The 18687-nt window shown below is 31.1% G+C and carries 17 protein-coding genes; 3 read left to right on the top strand and 14 right to left on the bottom strand.

What is annotated here, in order from left to right:
• Nucleotides 1-62 precede the first annotated feature (62 nt).
• Together BEE63_RS15510 and BEE63_RS15505 are read right to left on the bottom strand one after the other, a co-directional pair.
• Nucleotides 63-1403 carry an ATP-binding protein gene (locus BEE63_RS15510; RefSeq protein ID WP_066022253.1) on the bottom strand — a complete coding sequence of 447 codons (1341 nt, stop codon included), beginning with the start codon at nucleotides 1401-1403 and terminating at the stop codon, nucleotides 63-65.
• Between the two features lie 248 nt (nucleotides 1404-1651).
• On the bottom strand, nucleotides 1652-2314 hold the full coding sequence (locus tag BEE63_RS15505) for a hypothetical protein (protein WP_066022252.1): 663 nt from the start codon (nucleotides 2312-2314) through the stop codon (nucleotides 1652-1654).
• A 273-nt stretch (nucleotides 2315-2587) separates the two neighbouring features.
• On the opposite strand from BEE63_RS15505, the gene BEE63_RS15500 reads away from it, so the two are divergent.
• Both BEE63_RS15500 and BEE63_RS15495 read left to right on the top strand, forming a co-directional pair.
• Nucleotides 2588-3448 (top strand): effector binding domain-containing protein, encoded by an 861-nt coding sequence (locus tag BEE63_RS15500; RefSeq protein ID WP_066022251.1) that lies wholly within the window; start codon nucleotides 2588-2590, stop codon nucleotides 3446-3448.
• Nucleotides 3449-3482: 34 nt separating this feature from the next.
• Nucleotides 3483-4451 (top strand): ketopantoate reductase family protein, encoded by a 969-nt coding sequence (locus BEE63_RS15495; RefSeq protein ID WP_066022250.1) that lies wholly within the window; start codon nucleotides 3483-3485, stop codon nucleotides 4449-4451.
• Nucleotides 4452-4631: 180 nt separating this feature from the next.
• On the opposite strand, the gene BEE63_RS15490 is transcribed toward BEE63_RS15495, so the two are convergent.
• Complete coding sequence (locus BEE63_RS15490; RefSeq protein WP_066022249.1) at nucleotides 4632-6572, bottom strand: endonuclease MutS2; 1941 nt, start codon at nucleotides 6570-6572, stop codon at nucleotides 4632-4634.
• Between the two features lie 410 nt (nucleotides 6573-6982).
• Between BEE63_RS15490 and BEE63_RS15485 the strand changes: the two genes are divergently transcribed.
• A complete protein-coding gene (locus BEE63_RS15485; RefSeq protein ID WP_066022248.1) occupies nucleotides 6983-7516 on the top strand; it encodes an amidase domain-containing protein in 534 nt (177 codons plus the stop codon).
• A gap of 70 nt (nucleotides 7517-7586) precedes the next feature.
• On the opposite strand, the gene BEE63_RS15480 is transcribed toward BEE63_RS15485, so the two are convergent.
• The 11 genes from BEE63_RS15480 to BEE63_RS15430 all read right to left on the bottom strand — a co-directional run bounded on the left by BEE63_RS15480 (nucleotide 7587) and on the right by BEE63_RS15430 (nucleotide 18283).
• Complete coding sequence (locus BEE63_RS15480) at nucleotides 7587-8243, bottom strand: DUF4867 family protein (protein ID WP_066022247.1); 657 nt, start codon at nucleotides 8241-8243, stop codon at nucleotides 7587-7589.
• 301 nt (nucleotides 8244-8544) lie between these two features.
• A complete protein-coding gene (locus BEE63_RS15475; RefSeq protein WP_081312571.1) occupies nucleotides 8545-9255 on the bottom strand; it encodes a hypothetical protein in 711 nt (236 codons plus the stop codon).
• Nucleotides 9256-9297: 42 nt separating this feature from the next.
• Nucleotides 9298-9744 (bottom strand): hypothetical protein, encoded by a 447-nt coding sequence (locus tag BEE63_RS15470; RefSeq protein ID WP_066022246.1) that lies wholly within the window; start codon nucleotides 9742-9744, stop codon nucleotides 9298-9300.
• A 21-nt stretch (nucleotides 9745-9765) separates the two neighbouring features.
• Nucleotides 9766-10701 (bottom strand): hypothetical protein, encoded by a 936-nt coding sequence (locus tag BEE63_RS15465; RefSeq protein WP_066022245.1) that lies wholly within the window; start codon nucleotides 10699-10701, stop codon nucleotides 9766-9768.
• 64 nt (nucleotides 10702-10765) lie between these two features.
• Complete coding sequence (locus BEE63_RS15460; protein WP_066022244.1) at nucleotides 10766-11179, bottom strand: hypothetical protein; 414 nt, start codon at nucleotides 11177-11179, stop codon at nucleotides 10766-10768.
• 31 nt (nucleotides 11180-11210) lie between these two features.
• Nucleotides 11211-11540, bottom strand: coding sequence for a hypothetical protein (locus BEE63_RS15455; protein ID WP_066022243.1), 330 nt, complete (start codon nucleotides 11538-11540; stop codon nucleotides 11211-11213).
• Nucleotides 11541-12040: 500 nt separating this feature from the next.
• Nucleotides 12041-13183: an acyl-CoA dehydrogenase gene (locus BEE63_RS15450; protein WP_066022242.1), complete on the bottom strand. Its 1143-nt coding sequence runs from the start codon at nucleotides 13181-13183 to the stop codon at nucleotides 12041-12043.
• Between the two features lie 146 nt (nucleotides 13184-13329).
• A complete protein-coding gene (locus BEE63_RS15445; protein ID WP_066022241.1) occupies nucleotides 13330-14769 on the bottom strand; it encodes an FAD-binding oxidoreductase in 1440 nt (479 codons plus the stop codon).
• Between the two features lie 31 nt (nucleotides 14770-14800).
• Nucleotides 14801-16402: an L-lactate permease gene (locus BEE63_RS15440; protein WP_066022240.1), complete on the bottom strand. Its 1602-nt coding sequence runs from the start codon at nucleotides 16400-16402 to the stop codon at nucleotides 14801-14803.
• 130 nt (nucleotides 16403-16532) lie between these two features.
• Nucleotides 16533-17477: an electron transfer flavoprotein subunit alpha/FixB family protein gene (locus tag BEE63_RS15435; RefSeq protein ID WP_066022239.1), complete on the bottom strand. Its 945-nt coding sequence runs from the start codon at nucleotides 17475-17477 to the stop codon at nucleotides 16533-16535.
• A 20-nt stretch (nucleotides 17478-17497) separates the two neighbouring features.
• Complete coding sequence (locus tag BEE63_RS15430; protein WP_066022238.1) at nucleotides 17498-18283, bottom strand: electron transfer flavoprotein subunit beta/FixA family protein; 786 nt, start codon at nucleotides 18281-18283, stop codon at nucleotides 17498-17500.
• Nucleotides 18284-18687: the final 404 nt, after the last annotated feature.

Here is an 18687-nt window from a genome sequence, read left to right as displayed (position 1 = left end):
CTATTATCCACCACATTTCAAAAATACAACTACATTTTATCATTCAAATATTCATTTTATGATTACTTCTCATCTGCTGTTTTTAAATATTCTAATATCTCATCATATATCCCACTTTGATTACTGTAGGTTGCATAATTTTTAGCAGTATTAAGCCATTCTATTGTTGATGGTTTTACTTGATCTGCAGCCTTATTTAAATCTCTTGTTGTAATAGGCACAATTTTTCCTTTCTTCATTGCTACTTTAATTACAGCTTCACTTGCAACATCACAAATAGCTTTTATATCAGCACCAGAATACTTTACTAATTTTTTAGCTACAACCTCATAATTTATATCGTTACATGGCTTGTCCTTTAAATAAAGCTTCAATATTTCAACTCTAGCCTTAAAATCTGGCGGCTGAATAAATATAATTCTATCAAATCTTCCTGGACGCCTTAAAGCAGAATCAACCTGCCATGGTGTATTTGTTGCTCCTATTACAAGCAAATCTTTATTACTACTTTGAGTGCTATCCATTTCAACAAGTAATTGATTTGTAAGTGAGCGGCCAGTATTGCTGCTAGAATATTGACGTTTACCACCTATGGCATCTATTTCATCTATAAAAATAACCGCAGGCTTATTTCTTCTAGCATTTTCAAAAATATTGTGTAAGTTTCTCTCACTTTCTCCAATATACATATCCAATATATCAGTTATTGATATGTTAGTGAAATTAGCATTACACTCCCCTGCTGTAGCTTGCGCCATAAAAGTTTTTCCACATCCCGGAGGACCATATAAAAGTATTCCACCACCCGCAGTTTTTCCATAAGCCTTAAAAAATTCAGGGTTATTTAATGGCAATATTATGTTTATATTTATGCTTTCTTTAGCCTTTTCCATACCACCTACATCTTCAAATGTAACTCTATTCTCATTAGAAATGCTTGTATAATTCTGAAAATCTTCATATATCTCTTGAGATGGTTCTTCTGATAATTTTAATTTTTCTTTAGGCATAAATTCTTTAATTTTATCATAAAATTCATCTTCAGCTAATTCAGAATCAATAGAAATTGCTTTTTCATAACTTTGAGCAGCGTATTTATATTGCTGATCATAAAACAAACATTTTGAAAGCAGCACATATCCATTTGCCCAATCTGGTCTATTCTGCAATTCTTCCTCTACTAGCTCCTTTGCCTCACTAAATCTCTTAAGTTCAACTAAGCATTTAATTTGTCCTTCTATAACTTCACAATCTCTATATGCAGTTTTAATTAGTATGCAAAAATTTTCATATGAATCTTCAAACAAATTATTTTCAAACTGTAACTGTGCTACATGCTTCCTCAAAACAGAATTTTCTGGACTCATTTCCAGAGCACTAATTAATATCTCTATTTCATTCATAACCAAACCACCTCTATAATGTATATATCATATTATCATTAAAATACATTTTTTTACATTTTACATGTTTTATTATCCATTATACTCCAAGAATACAACTATATTTTATCATTTAAATGTTTATCTTACAATATAATGAATATTTTTTAATTTTATAATAAATAAAATAATACATATAATTAAATCATATTGTTGTGATGAATTAAAGGAGTAGAGTTTTATTCGCTCTACCCCTCACAAAAATTATTTTAACTACATGGTGTAGGAATATTTTCACTTGTAGAAACTTTAAATACTCCTAGGATACCTGTTCTTTCTTTTATATCACGCCTAATAGCTACTCCATTACCACTTGCACCTATAATCCAATGCTCATATACAACGCTAACCGACTTATCATTACTGTAAAGTTTACAATATCTATTAACTCCATTTGTCCAGTATAGAAAAACTCCATTTTTAATATCACGTCCCGATCCCTCGTTAAATAAAACTCCTACCGGGGTACCAGTTGAGGCAATAAGTGAACCCGAAGTTGCAGGATGTGAAATACACTTTAACTGATATGGACTTGGTATAGGCTGAGTTCTTCTTATTTCTGCAATCATACCAATTGCAAGGTTTTCAAGGCAAGGTGTGGTTGTTCCCGCTTTAAATCTCCAATGTCTTAAAATCACCTGAACAAGAGTACCATGTGTTGGATTTATGCTTCTACGATAGTGGTATACTCCATCTTTTCTATACAAAGCAGCATAAAAAACTCCATTATGAACACAATAGCACGCACCTTGATTATTTGAATATAAACATCTATCACTTTGGTTACATGCGCTATGACCTAAGTTAGGATTTCTATATAAAACCCCAACAGGATTTCCTCTATGAATTATAGAAGGAACAATTTTAGCCATGGTAAACTACTCCTTTACACTTTTGTAAATAGCAAATTTAAAATTTTATATTAACAATTTCAATCTTTCAGGTAGTTTGTCCCTAAAATTAAAATTATCTCTACACTTTATATATATGACGTTTCACTACTCATTTGTGAATCATATTGTTATCCCAATTCCATAAATTTAGCACATATAAATTTGAAACTTAAGTTATAATTATTATAAAAACATAGCAATTATTATCAAAAAAAGTTTTTTTCAAAAATATATAATTAGGAGGACATGAAATTGTCTTACCATTTTGAAAGTGTTTTAAAAGGAATAAATTTCATTGAAAACAACCTTAATGAAGAAATAAGCACCTCAGATATTGCCAGTAAAACTGGATTTTCTAAATTTCATTTTATACGAATTTTTAAAGTGATAAGCAAAGATACAATTTTTGAATATATTCGTAAAAGAAGACTTACAGATGCAGCTATTGACCTCATTGAAACAGATATGCCAATTATAGATATTGCTTTTAAATATGCATATAACTCACAAGAAGCATTCACAAGAGCATTTGAAAATTATTATAGTATAACTCCAAAAAAATATAAAAAACTTGGAGTGCATCTGTCTAATTTGTATAAAGTAAAACTAACAAAAGAAGATTTAAAATTTAAAAATGAACCTTTGAAATTACAGTATAAAATTGTAGAAAGAAAAGAATTTTATATTGTTGGCATGGAATACACAGGTAAAAACAGTAAAAAAGAAGTCCCAAAGCTTTTCAATGAATTTATTCCAAATATATACAAAATAAAAGGCAATATTGTTTATGACGGCTTATATGGACTTGATACTTGTAATGAAAATTTTGATAAAACAGAAGAATTTACTTATTTAGTAGGAGTCGCGGTATCAAACATTGATGTTATACCAGAAGATATGGTTATGAGAAAAGTAAATAGCAATAAATATGCTGTATTTACTCTTCCGAACACAATTGAAGATATACCATGTACTATAAATAGCATTTACACAAGATTATTTGCAGAAGAAAATCTTATGCCTATAGATAATTATGCCTTTGAGTTTTATGGTAAAGATTTTAGACCAAATAAGGAAGGTGAAAATGCATACTTGTATATTCCCATTAAATAAGGCAGCTTTTAAAATATAAATAAGGAGAAAAACTATGAACATATTAATATTTGGTGCAGGCGTTATTGGAACAACCTATGCCTGGCAATTAAGTGAAGCTGGAAATAATGTTACTCTTTTAGTTCGTGAAAAAAAATTATCATTAATTAAAGAAAAAGGAATACGCATTCGCTGCTCTGATTACAGAAAAGGCAATAAAAATTCAAAAGATATAATATACAAGCCTTCTGCTGTAACTGACTTTTCAAAAGATGATGGCTATGAACTTATCATTGTTTCCGTAAAATCAAATCAATTAGATACAGTGCTTGAGCAAATTAAAAGTAAAGTAGGAACCTCTACTGTTCTAATTTTTGAAAGTTTCTTTGAGGACACAAATAAAATTGAAAAATATTTATCTCCTTCTCAGTACATTTTTGGTTTTCCTCACATTATGGGTGGAGGCATGGACAAGAATGGTATTTACTGTACAATATTCGGAAGCAAAAAAGCACCTACCATGCTTGGGGAAAAAGACGGAAGAATAACAGAGCGTATAAAACATATATCAAGAGTAATGAAAGAAGCTAATTTGAATCCTGAAGTTTCAACTGAAATTTTATCCTGGATATTGACCCATTATGCTGAAGCAGCTGGACTTCTAGGCGGTGTAATGAAAGCAGGCTCTGGAAAAGCTTTTGCAGAAAGCACTGATATAATGAAACATACAGTTCTTTCAATTAGAGAAGGGCTAAACGTTTGTAAAGCTCGGGGGATAGATGTAAGTAAAATAAGTCCTCAAAATAAATATTACTGGCCTCTATTTATTTTAGTTCCATTTTTCAAAAAAATGTATAGTTCTGATGGGGCGCAATTAATGATTAGAGGACATATTTCTCATGCTACTGATGAAATGAAAGCAATGTTTTATGATGTACTTAAGAGTGGAAAAAAGTATGATGTTGATATGCCATACTTCAATGAATTAAAAGAATATGTTGATAAATTTACCATCTTAAAATAAATAAAGTACCTTAAAACTCAAAATTATAAACACCAAATGTACACTGTAAAAATGAGCAAGTAGCTTTACACCAAAACTACTTGCTCGCCTAAATTTTAATCCATATTTTTACAACTGAGTGTCAGTAACATGTTTCTATTTGTGTGGAATCTCCCACCAATTATTTAATATTTAAAAATTCTATTCTTCTTTCAAAACCATCCCTTCTACGTGATGCTTGCTCATAAGCTTATTCTTTTTTCTATATTCTTTACTTTTAAATACAATATCATAATCATAGTCCTCTGGGTATAATTTCTTTTTATCAATATAAAGTGATAGCCTTTTTCTATTTACTTTAATCTTTCTATTCATTACCATAACTCCATACTCACCCCTGCTGTTTTCTTCCTCACAAATTATACCTGTTCGTTTCATAAAAGAAATATATACTGAGTCACCTATTTTAAAATCAGGTTCTTTTTTAGAAAGTTTCCTTCCTTCCTCTTTTTTTATTGATGCTTTAAATTCACGAACCTGCCTTTTATGAGCTTCTTTTTCTTCTACATTGATTCGCTTTTCATGAGTTTTTACATCAACATAACTTTTCTTCTCCTTATAGGTTACAAAATGTGCCCTTTCAATTATTTTTTTATCCATTCCAAGCCTTAAAGCTATAAGAAAAGCATTGCTTTCCCCTGCTCTTCCTATGGTTAATTTATAAAGTGGTTTTAAAGTATTTATATCAAAGCCCATTGAACCATTTATAAACCCTTCATGCTTCTCTGCAAAACCTTTTATTTCGCTATAATGAGTTGTAGCACATATAGTTGCTCCCTTATCATATAGTTCTTCAAGCACTGCAACTGCTATTCCCATACCTTCTCCTGGATCTGTTCCCGAACCAAGCTCATCTATAATAACCAGATCATTTTTGCCTGCACAAGATAAAATTGAAATAATGTTATTTATATGAGAAGAAAAAGTGCTTAAACTTTGCTCTATACTTTGACCATCTCCAATATCAACAAAAACATCTTGAAAGATAGCCATCTCACTACCATCCGCTGTTGGAATATGAAGTCCTGCTTGAACCATCATTGTAAGAAGCCCAATTGTTTTTAAAGTAACAGTTTTTCCACCTGTATTTGGTCCTGTTATAACAAGTCCTCTATAATCTTCACCTATAACAAAATTCAGCGGTACTGCTTTGTCACCCAAAAGAGGATGTCTTCCCTGTTTTAAATTTATATAATTTCTAGTATTAAGCTCTACGCTTCTTCCTGATATGGCTTTGCTGTATTTACCCTTTGCCAATATAAAATCATAATTTGCCATGATTTCAATATTTATTTTAAATTCTTTTATATTATCATAAATAGCAGCAGTAAGCTCTGAAAGTATTCTATACACTTCCTTTTCCTCTTCAATTTTATTTTCATTAAGCTCACTTTGCAATTTTTTGACCTCGGCAGGTTCTATAAATACTGTGAAACCGCTTTGAGATTTGTCATGAATTTCCCCCTCCATAAAGTTTTTATACTGGCTTTTTATCGGTATGGCATATCTCCCATCACGCTCACTTACCACTGCTTCCTGTATATATGATTTATATTTATCACTTCTTAAAATGCTGTCTAATTTACTTTTAATTCTATCCTGTAATATATAAATTTTCTTTCTTAACTTCTGTAATTTATTAGAAGCCTTATCGTCTACCTTTCCATGAACTATGCAGTTTTCAATTTTCTCTCTTATTCCATCTAATTCAAAGATAGAATAAGCATATCTTGATATTGTTGGTGCTACATATTCTTTATCCTTGAAGAATCTTTTAATTTTTGATGTATCCTTAAGTAAATCAGCTATAGCCTTTAGCTCTTCTGGTAATAATACGACATCCTTTTCAACCTTAGATACAATTCTACCCATATCTTTAAGACTGTTAATTGGTACGCTTGAAGATATATCTACAATACTTCTTGCCTCTGTAGTTTCCTTTAATTCAAGTCTTATCATTTCCTCTTGAACTTTAGGTTCAAGCTTTTCAATTCTAGCCTTTGCAATATCCGATAGTGCAAACTTTTTTAATTCACTTGTTATTTTATAAAATTCTAATGCTTCTTTTGACTTATTATTCAATTTATTTCTCCTCCAATTCACTACTTGAAGGATTTTTTAGGATTAACCCAATTAAAAAAGACTATAAGCAAAGAACCCTTCACTTATAGCCTAAATTTACTGTAAATAAATAAACCTATAGATTATATAAGTTTTTATCTGTGAATTTCTTTTAACTAAGTGCATCTTAAAAAATCCAACAAGAAATAAACCTAATTAAATAGGCATTTTTCAAATTTTTTAAGAATTCAATTTTGATTTACTTAGTTAAAAACCACACTCACAAAAATACACTTCCTTTTTCAATATAGCTTTATATTACATTACTTTTTTAAAAAATGCAATGTTATATACACTCAAATTAACTTAATCATATACATTTTCTTACCTGTATCATAGTATATAATGATATTACTTTTAAGGAATTTTATATGTATAATATACCAAACCTTCAAAAACAAAATAGATACTCAAGGAGTTCCGCTGTAAATTATGCACTTACCTATGGTCTAAATCCCAACCCTAATTATAGATATTTTAAACTTATAAACGATAATGGAGGTGATTGTTCAAATTTCATTTCACAGTGTCTTTTAGCGGGTGGTGCAGCTATGGAATTTAACACTTCAAGACCCTGGTGGTATAGACATGGTACAACTATTTTAAAAGATACCTGGTCATTATGCTGGGCAACAGCTCACTCACTTTACTATTATCTAAGGGTAAACGCAGAAAAGAATTCACCATATGCAAAAGGTGTGGAAACTAACAGTGCAGAAAACCTCGAACCAGGCGATCTTATATTTTTTCAAGATGAAAAGGGACGTATGTTCCATTCCTGCATAGTAACAAATCTTTTCATGGGAGAAATTCTTGTAACCCAACATACTTATGATGCAGTAAACATTCCATACCAAAGATCATATCCAGTATTTAAATATCATTATGTAAAAATTGTTATATAAAAAACTGCATAGATTTTGCTTTCAAAACCTATGCAGCCTCTTAAATACTTTCATTTACAAATATTATATACTATATCAATTTAACTGTGGGTATATCTCCAATAAATCCTGGATATGCACCACTTTTTATTTTGTCCGTTCTAGATGGATGTGCAATAAAATATTTATTCTTTTTAGTTAATATCTTATTATCACTTTTTTCTATAGGGGTATTTGTTCCTTTAAGAAGTACTACAAGATTTATAAAACCCTTTTCATCTGAATTGCATGGTGTATAGTGCAGAGTATTTGAATACATTTCAACAATCTGCCCTTTTTCAACATAAAAAGTTTCAACATTGCTTGAATCATAATCATTGCCCTTCATATCTCTAAGTTTACCAACCATTATTATAAGATCAGTTACAGCTATTACAGTTTCACTACCTTGGTGGTATTCAAAGCCAGTAAGAGAATTATTTTTACCAAGACAGCTTCCTATTTGTATTTCAAGTCCACCATAAATTTTACTTTTAAGCTCATCTTTAATAGGAAAATCCTCCAGTTCCTTTACACTGGCAGTGTATTTTGTGCCCTTTTCTAACATTTCTAAATTAGTTTCAGCATATTTAACTATGTCCTTGCAGTCAATTCCCTTTAGAACTCTACCATATTCTAAAAAACTTTCATCTGTCACTTTTTTGATATTTAAGCTCGGATTAATTTTTATAATTTCATCTATATTCATAATCTTCTCCTTTGTAATATTTATTTAAAAGCTATTAGATAGCAATTTTTAATGTCTTTTCAAAATCAATAAATGTTGAGTTTTAATTGTCTTCTGCTGGCATATATGTAAAAATCAAATTTATATTATCAAAATATTTTTTACGCATACGAACATAAATAGTACATTATTAGTTTATATCTATTACATTAATGTGTCAATTTATATTTTAGTTTAGAACAAAATAGTGCATAATTATTAACTTTTCAATCAATAACTATACACTATTAAGAATTAAATTTGATTTTCAACTGATTTACGATTATTTGATTTTTGGCACGTTGAACTCTATCCAGTAATTAACATGTGGCTCTATAATAATACCAAATTCACCATTCCAAAATCTGCATAATTCTTTTATATTATATGCGTTAATAGGATCATTTTTAGCGTTATATTTCTCTGCATTTTTTTCTGTTAAAAATGCTTTTATTGATTCATACTGAGTACCATCCTGTCTTTGTCTTTTAATCGTTACAACACCAAACGTATCACCTGTCTTCATACTTGATGTGGGCATATTACCAAGAATATATACATTTTTATTTGCCATAAGTTCATATGCTTTTTCATTTGTTATCTTATTTCGTACTGCTGCATACATAATGCAAAAACTATCCACGAAGTCTTTAATTGGCATTAAATCTTCCTTCGTTACAGTAAATACCCTATCAGCAAGTCCATGTATAATGAGTGCCTTATAATCCTTCTGAATAACATTGTCTAGCATCATTCCAGCAGGCGCCTCTATCATAGTGAACTTAGCATTTTTATGTTCCTGCCTTAATAATAAAATAGCCTCTTCTAATGATTTTTGTGTAAGACAAATATTTATAGCACCATCAATGTCCACTCCTTCATCCATCATTATAAGTGCTGCATTACGATCCATATTATTTTCAAAATTTAGTTGTCCAACCGCAATATTTGACTTATAATTTTTTTCTTTTTTACGATTAAAAAATATTCCCATTTAAATTTCTCCATTCAAATTATTCTAGCTATATGTAATAATTTATTCGCTTATCTCAAGCATATAGCTGTACTTTATATTTCCAGTTAATTCTGTTTCCTCTCTACTTACATTATAATAAAATTGTCTTCCATAGTAGTTTTCAAATGCCTTTTCAATTTCTTTAATGGTAAGTCCAGCTTCTTCTGTATCAATAGTTAATTCAATAATTCCCCAACATTCTTCAAAATAAAATTCTATTTCATGTCCATGTGAATTCCATTTAATAATAATATGATTATCATCTATAATAATGTCGCCAAACACTTCTCGTGAACAAAATGTAATATTGGAATTAGCATCAAATATCTTCTTATAGTAATCACCTTGTTCACTTGATAAAATCAGAACTGTTTTAAGCCGTTCATTTTCATCTGAAATTATATTGTTAATTTCCTTAAACACATCTCCATGAAAATTAAGTTTTAAAAAACTTTTCCTGTCAATCATATGATATTCCCTTCACTCACACTATTTTTTATAATTCACTAGCTTAGATTGATACTTTGCTATATTTAAACATTTCTGAATAAATCCATAAAAATCAATGCCACAAGCACTTTTATCATCATTTTCTGTATAACCATGAATTACCCTTTCAGTATTTGAAAAAATTGCTTTTGTTCCGTACTTTATCCTAATATCACAAGGTCCCGTACAACCTATGCTTCTAGAATTATCCACAATCATCTTGGTGTCAAGCAACTCATAAAAATGTTCATTCTCAAGGAAATGTATTAAATAATCCTTTTCCCACTTGGCAATCTGCTTTTCATACACATCGCACTCACTATAAATATGAATATCGGCGTTATATTTGAATATAAATTCCATATAAGCCTTTTTCTCGTATATGTCTGGTAATTTATGTGCACTATATATTACACTTAATTTGTATCCTGCATCATTTTTCACGATTCTAACGCACCAACCTTGGTTTTGTGAATAACGATTAAGATATAATTCAAGAAAATCGTTTTTATCACAAAAACCTTTATAATTCTTATATATATGTTCTTCACTTATCTTTAGATTTAATGGAATGCATATACACTTTTTCATTTCTTGAATATTTTGTTTTGCAATTCCTTCATAATATTTTTCTATATTATTTACTAATGCTATATCAGGCTCTTCTTTCTGTTTTAAATCATTATAACGTTCTTTTGATATGTTTCCATTCACCAAAGCCTGCTTCAAATATTCCAAGTACTTTTTATAGTCTATCTCTGTATATGTATTTTTACTATAAGTTACAAAAGAACGCATTATACATTTTGAAAATTCTGTCACATATTTATTTGTAATCATATCAATGCCAACAGAACGTACATATTCATAACTTTTTACATCCACTGTAAATAATTCTGCATAATATTGATTCCCATATTTTCTTGTATCTCTCATATAATATCGCTTCTCCTATCATTTATTTAATTCAATTGGAATATTATTTTCAAGTGCAAACTAACTATTCATATATGTCTAACCTTGAGATATCAAAAAATATATACTCTCCTATTAACCTCTCATCTCTTGAAAGGTATCCTATATCAAATTCTCCAATACCACAGTCAACTATAACTGGATTAACTGACAATACTTGTCCGTAAGCAGAATATGACCATGTACTGCTTGGCTTAATAATTAAATCCTTAATTTTATCTTTATTTTCATTAAACATTGCATCCCATTGAACATCTGCTCCTTCGATAAAGCCAAATTCCACTTTATAAGAGTTCCCTACTTCAAAATCTACAGGACATCCAAATGCTTGGTATACCTTATTGCTAACCTTAAATGATACAATTGCTTCATTTGCTTCCTCCGAAAGCCATTTCATATCTATTATCTTCACTTCAGTATAGTTTCCTATTTTAATCACCTTCTAACATCAATATTGAATTTAATTTTACTTACATATATTCTTTTAAATATTTATTTTCAATATATATTAATGCCTCTTCAACATTTGGTAATAAAATAAAATGAGGATAACTATTATCTATATTTTTAGAATAAGTTAAATGAATGATAACATATCTCTCTTCACTAATTACATACATAACATCATCATTAGAATCACATTTAATTGTTGAGTACATAATTTCTCCATACAATGGATGCCCTTCTTTTATTTCACGCTTTGCTTCTTCTATAAAATACTTATTTGTATAAGGTATGAACGACCAATTAAAGTCTTCACTATATTTTCTCGCTAATTCATCAAACAAATCTTCAAACATTATAAAACAACCTCTTAAAAAAATTTGGGCTAATTAAATAGTAGTTTAATTTCTAAAAATCTGCAATTACAACCTAATCCCATTATATAGTATCTGGTTAATTTTAGGAACAAATAATATTTATTTCAACACTATTCATTTTGATGGCTTGATTAAGCCCTATAAGTGCATAATACTGTCAGCGCTACTCGCTCTCTGAAAAAACCGCCAATCGCAAAACTTTTACAACGAACACCGTATTGGGTGGATGTTCTATTTGCTACCTTTCGTTGGCTCAACCGTAAACAGGTCAATATATTCTTTTATACTTATTTGTTTTGCGATTGTCAGTCGCTTTCATTTTATCATAGTGGTTTTTTCTGTTCAAAGCTAAAGCCATTTTGTACACTTGCATAAGCCAGTGATTTTCAACTCAATAAGAAATGTCCATAAATACTTTTCACTAAAAGTATTCATGGACATTTCTTATATCTAACTTGCTGTATAATTAATTACATCTATTATTTAACACCCATCCATCCTGAAATTACCATCATTTGAACTTCTGATGTTCCTTCATAAATTTCTGTTATTTTTGCATCACGCATCATTCTTTCAATTGGGTAATCACTTGTATATCCATAGCCACCAAATAATTGTAAGCAACGTCTTGTTACATCACTAGCATTTGTAGAAGAAACTAGCTTGGCCATAGCAGCATACTGTGAAAATCTTCCATTATCATCTTCTGCACATGCAGCTTGATATACTAAAAGTTTTGCCGCTTCTGTATTTGCACGCATCTTTGCAAGTTCAAATTGTGTATTTTGAAATTTTGAAATAGGTCTTCCAAATTGAATACGCTCTTTAACATATTTAACAGTTTCATCTATTGCACCTTCTGCAATACCAAGAGCCTGCGCAGCAATACCTACACGACCTCCATCAAGAGTTGCCATTGCAAGATTAAAGCCTCTTCCTTCTTCTCCTAAAAGATTTTCCTTTGGAACTATACAATTATCAAAGAATAACTCACATGTAGATGATGCACGTATTCCCATCTTTAATTCATGATTTCCAACAGAAAAACCGGGGAAATCCTTTTCAACGATAAATGCTGAAATTCCCTTTGTTCCCTTACTCTTATCTGTCATAGCAAAAATAATGTATACATCTGCATATCCTGCATTAGTAATAAATATCTTGCTACCATTTAGTACATAATGATCTCCTTCAAGTACTGCTGTAGTCTTTTGCAGAGAAGCATCAGTTCCAGCAGAAGGTTCTGTAAGTCCAAAAGCACCTAATTTTTCACCTGAAGCAAGTGGTTTTAAGTATTTCTCTTTTTGAGCTTCTGTACCAAATTTATAAATTGGGGTAGCACAAAGACTTGTATGTGCTGACACTATAACACCAGTTGTTGCACAACATTTAGATAATTCTTCTACACATTGTACATAACTTAAAGTATCCATTCCAGCTCCACCGTATTCTTCCGGAAATGGTATTCCAAGCATTCCCATTCCGGCCATTTTTTCTACATTTTCTTTCGGAAAACGCATGCTTTCATCAATTTCCTTTGCAATTTTTTTCACCTCATTTTCTGCGAACTCACGATACATTTCTTGTAATTGTTCATGATTTTCATCTTGTTTAAAATTCATATTAATTTCCACCTTTCTCTTTCTTATATGTGTATATTAATTGCGTTTCATTAAAGATAAACCCTCTGAAAACTTGAAATCTATTTGTACCAAAATGCCATCTTCTGGGCATCTTGGTGCACATAAATTTTAATAGTTAAAGCGGTTTATCTATATTGGGCATTATCTAATGGTAAACATACTTTACCTGGATTCATAATAGAATTTGGATCAAAGACTTTTTTAATGCCTCTCATTAATTCCATATTTATTTCTCCAACGCTATCTGCTAAATGGCTCATCTTTCCACTGCCAATTCCATGTTCTCCTGAAACAAGACCACCACACTCTGTTGCTTCTTTGTAAATAATATTAAAGAATTTATTAACTCTTGCTTTAAATTCTGCTTCTTCTAAATCATTACTACATTCATATATGTGAAGATTTCCATCTCCTGCGTGTCCAAAACTCCTAATAGTTATTCCACACTCTTTACCAGTTTTATTTACAAAAGCAAGATAAGAAGCAATTTTATTTACTGGAACTACCACATCACATTCATCTAATAATTTTGTTTCTGCCATAATTGCATCTAAGAAACTAGAACGTGCAGCCCATGCATCTTTTATTTTTGCAGGCGTATCAGCTACAAGAACATCAATTGCTCCAGCCTCTAATACTATTTCACTGGCTTGTTCAATAAGATCATTTAATTCATCTTCATTATTTGCATCTATGGTAACAAGTAAATATGCATTTGCAGTTACTCCCCCAACTACCTGTGGGAATACACTTTTTCCAATATATCTTTCACTGGCTAAAACAATTTCTCTTTCCATAAATTCCAATGCTTCTGGATTCATGTGTTCCATTTTAAATTTAGGAACAGTAGAAATGCAATCATCTAAATTTTCAAAGGGAATAATTAAACTTGCAACTACCTTTGGTGCTGGCATAGTTTTCAAAGTAAGTTCTGTAATAATTCCAAGAGTACCTTCTGAACCAATCATTAAATTTAGCAAGCTGTAACCTGAACTTGTTTTTGATACTGTAGCTCCAAAGTGAGTAATTTCTCCTGTTGGAAGAACAACTGTCATTGCACGTACATAATCACGTGTTGCACCATATTTAACAGCTCTCATTCCCCCAGCATTTGTTGAAACATTCCCACCTAAACAAGCAGACTTTTCGCCAGGATCTGGAGCATATAATAAGCCTTGTTTGGCACAATCTTCTGCAAGATCTTTTAACAAAACCCCTGCCTGTACATGAACAACAAAATTTTCCATATCATAAGAAAGTATTTTATTCATCTTTGTAATATCAATTAAAACTCCTCCTAAAACTGGAACTGCTCCTCCTACAAGTCCTGTTCCTGCCCCTCTTGGAGTTACTGGTATCTTATTTTCATTACATATTTTTACTACTGCAGCAACTTCCTCTGTAGAATGTGCCATTAATACAACTTGAGGATCTTTTTTCCCATAAATAGGCATTTCGTCATGGCAATAATCTGGATTTATATCATCACCTGTTAAAATATGTCCTGGAGCTGCTTCCTGTAATTTTGATATTATTTCTTCTGTCAACTTATTATACTGAGCCATATTAATACTTCCTTTCTAAATACAACTTTTTTTATTTTATAAATAATGTTCCTAAGAAACATATGATGCCAGCAATAACTACGTAGCATAGGAAATATTTAAATACGCTTCCTAAAATTTTACTTTCCGAACCAGATTTATTAATTGCACTTGCACCAATTGCAATACTTTGAGGACAAATCATCTTCCCTAGACCTCCTCCAAGAACATTTGCTGCTGCCATCCATGCTGAAGAAATTCCAAGATTTTGAGCAGTCTTTGCTTGTAATCCTCCAAATAAAACACAGGTTGATGTACCTGACCCTGTAACAAATCCTCCAACAGCTCCAATTAGTGGAGAAATAAGTGGATATGCTCTTCCTGTAGCTACAACTAAAAAACTTGCAATATCTGCAATCATTCCACTATAACCCATTACTTTTGCTACTGACATAACACAGCAAATTGTAACAATTGTTTTCCAGTTTCCTTTTAACGTAGCAAAAAGTACATCTATCATCGCTGGCACTTTTGCACCTTGAACAAAACCTCCAATAATTGCAGCAACAAAAATTATGATACCAGGTGTATTAACCCAGCTGAAATTAAGTTTGCTTCCACCTTTACCAGCATATACAACTACAGCACTTTTAATTGGTGCAATCAAACGATTAATTGCTGGAAATAAAGTTGATGTAAACAGCAGCATTAAAAATATTAAAATAAACGGACACCATGCTTGTAATGCTTCACCAAATGATATAGTTTCTCCCTTATCCTGATTTACTGATGCTGATGTTTCTTCTTTAGTTACCGATAAATTTGATTCTTCACTCTTATCTAAATTTATAATTGAATATTCAGCTTCTGGTTTTTTATTTAAAAATTTTGCTGCAATAACTGTACATGCCATACAGCAGATAGAACCTACTATATTGGGAAGTTCTGCTCCAACTGCTACTGCTGTAATATACCAAGGTATTATAAATGATAATGCAGCAACCAATGTAATAGTAAATGCTCCCTTTAATGCTTTTATTCCACCACCTACAATGCATACCATAATAAACGGACTGATAAAAGCAAGAAACACTTCAATAATTGCTGTATTTGCTGCTAATACATGAGATGAAACTCCGGTTACGGATGAAAGTGTTACCAGAGGTATTCCAACTGATCCAAACGCAGTTGGTGTACTATTAGCAACCAAGCATGATAAAACTGCTGCAAATGGATTTAATCCAATACCAGCAAGCATAGATGCTGGTATTGCAACAGCTGTGCCGAAACCTGCCATTCCTTCCATGAAACTACCGAATCCCCATCCAATAATTAATGTTAAAACTCTTTTATCAGCAGATACTCCAGCAAGCATCTTTTTTATAGATTCCATTGCCCCTGTACGCAAAGTTAAATTATACGTAAACAAAGCTGCAACAATAACTAAACAAATTGGCCACAAGGCATTGAGTATACCTTCCAATACAGCTGAAGCAGCATAAACTGAATTCAGTTTCCAGAAAACAATACCTAAAAACATTGTAATAACAAGTGCAATAGCAGTGGCTTTATGTGCTGGCATTTTCAAACCACTCAATGCAATTATGAGGCAAATAATAGGTAACATTGCTATTAAAAATTTCAAAAATAACATTTTTATCCCCTCATTTAATTTTTTATGGTACTACTATTTATATTTTTATCATATAACTTTTCCCCTATTTAACTTTAAGATAGCTATTAAAAATTTTGCTTTAATTCCTAACCTAAGTAACTAAAAAACTTTACTCTGCCTTTTCTTTTGCTTTCTTCATTTCTTTAATCATAACTGGAAGAATTTCTGTTACATTCCCAACAATACCCACATTTGCAATTTCAAAAATTGGAGCTTCTTCATCTTTATTAATTGCTACTATATAATCAGAACCTGACATTCCAGATGTATGTTGTGTTGCTCCAGAAATACCGCATGCAATATAAAGTTTTGGTGCTACAATCTTTCCTGATTGTCCAACTTGATGTGCACGAGAAATCCATCCATCCTCAATTGGTGGTCTTGTTGCCCCTACTACACCGCCGAGTACCTCTGCTAATTCTTCAACAAGTTTAAAATTTTCTGCACTTCCCATTCCTCGTCCACCAGAAACAATAACCTGTGCTTCTTCTAAATTAACAGCCTCAGAAATTTCTTTTACTGTATCAACAATTTTTGCCTTAACAGCACTAGCTGAAATTTCTACTTTTTTCTCTGTAACACTTGCTTTTGAAGCAGCTTCTGGTTTTGAAAAACTTCCATTTCTAACTGTAACTATTGATGTCCCTTCTACTTCAATATGTTCTAGAATCGTACCACTATAAGCTGGTCTAGTATATATAACCTTATCATCAGTCTTACTCATTCCTACTACATCACTTACACATCCTAAATCCATACGTCCCGCAACACGTGGTGCAATATCTCTAGAAAGTGCTGTATTCGCTAATAAAACAATATCAGGATTTTGTTCCTTAATAGTTTGTGACAATACTTCTGTTAAAGTATCACAATCTTCAGCAGCATCTGTAAAGATAACTGGGATTCCAAAAGTAGCTACAGTATCTGCTGCAGACCTGTTACCTACTACAACCGCTGTTCCTTCTGCATCTAATGATTTTACTGCACTTATGAGTTCAAGGCTTCCACCTATTGCTTTTTCTCCATCTGTTTCAATAAACAATAATGCTTTCATACTTTCTTCTTCCTCCTTAATTAGATTGCCTTATCTTTTTTCATTTGCTCCATAGCGGCACTTACTGCGAGTAGAGCATCTTTTTCTTGAATTTTTATACCAGCCTCTCTCTTAGGAGGTTCAACATATTCAATGCAGCGTACTTTTGCTTGTTTTACCTCTCCAATTTCTGCTGCTGAATAAGTTGGAATGACTGCTCTACGACTTGCCATCTTAGTTTTAATTGTAGGATAACGTGGATCATAATTTGGTTTACTTACTGTTACTACAGCTGGAGTTTTTAGAGAAACTAAATTATATCCTTCTTCAATTTCTTGATGAACTTCTAAATGATTTTCTTTTAAATCGATTACAACCGCACTGCTAGTAAAACTTGTCCCTAATCTTTCAGAAAGCATTGCTCCTACTTGACCAGTAATTTCATCTGTAGATTCCCTTCCACAAAGAATTAAATCAAATTTTTCACCTTTGTCTTTTTCAATTTTATGAATAGTATCTGCCAAAACATCAGCTGTTCCAATAGCATCTAAATCTGCATATAAATCATCTTTCACAAAAAATGCCTCTTTAGCTCCTACAGCAAGACAATTTTTTAATGTATTTAAAGAATCATCTGCTCCAACAGTTAGCACACTAACATTTCCTCCATTAACCTCCGTAAAACGAACTGCTAGCTCTAATGCATATGTGTCAAACGCATTTGCTACTAAACTAACTCCATTCAAATTAGGCTTTTTCGTCTTATTATCCAAATGAATTTCAATAGAATCATCTGGAACCTGTTTTACACATAACAGAATATTCATACTTTTCCTCTCCTTTACACCTTCGCATTATCAAATTATTGTTTTGATAAAACCATAAATGTATTCAAATTTTTATGATCTACCCTTGTATGAAAATATTTTCATAGATTTGCAAAATATCGTTTAATGGTGCAATGGTCTTACCAATTTAAATAATTCTATCACACTATTTAAAGCAATACAATAACTTATGTTAAAATTATTATTTAATTCATAATTATAACATAATTGTTTAATCATATATGAAGAGCAACGTAAAAAATTCAAATTTATGATACCAAATTTATCCTGCTGAATTAAATATAGTCAAATAAAACATCAAATATTCCTGAAAATTCAAAGTAAAATAAAAAAAATAAGCAAGGAACTTGTATATATACAGTTCCTTGCTCATTTATCCATTC

This window comes from Clostridium pasteurianum, assembly GCF_001705235.1.
In the GTDB taxonomy this organism is placed as follows: Bacteria; Bacillota; Clostridia; order Clostridiales; family Clostridiaceae; genus Clostridium_S; species Clostridium_S pasteurianum_A.
The sequence above is the reverse complement of the archived record's forward strand: the minus strand, read 5'-3'. Positions and strand labels throughout refer to the sequence as shown.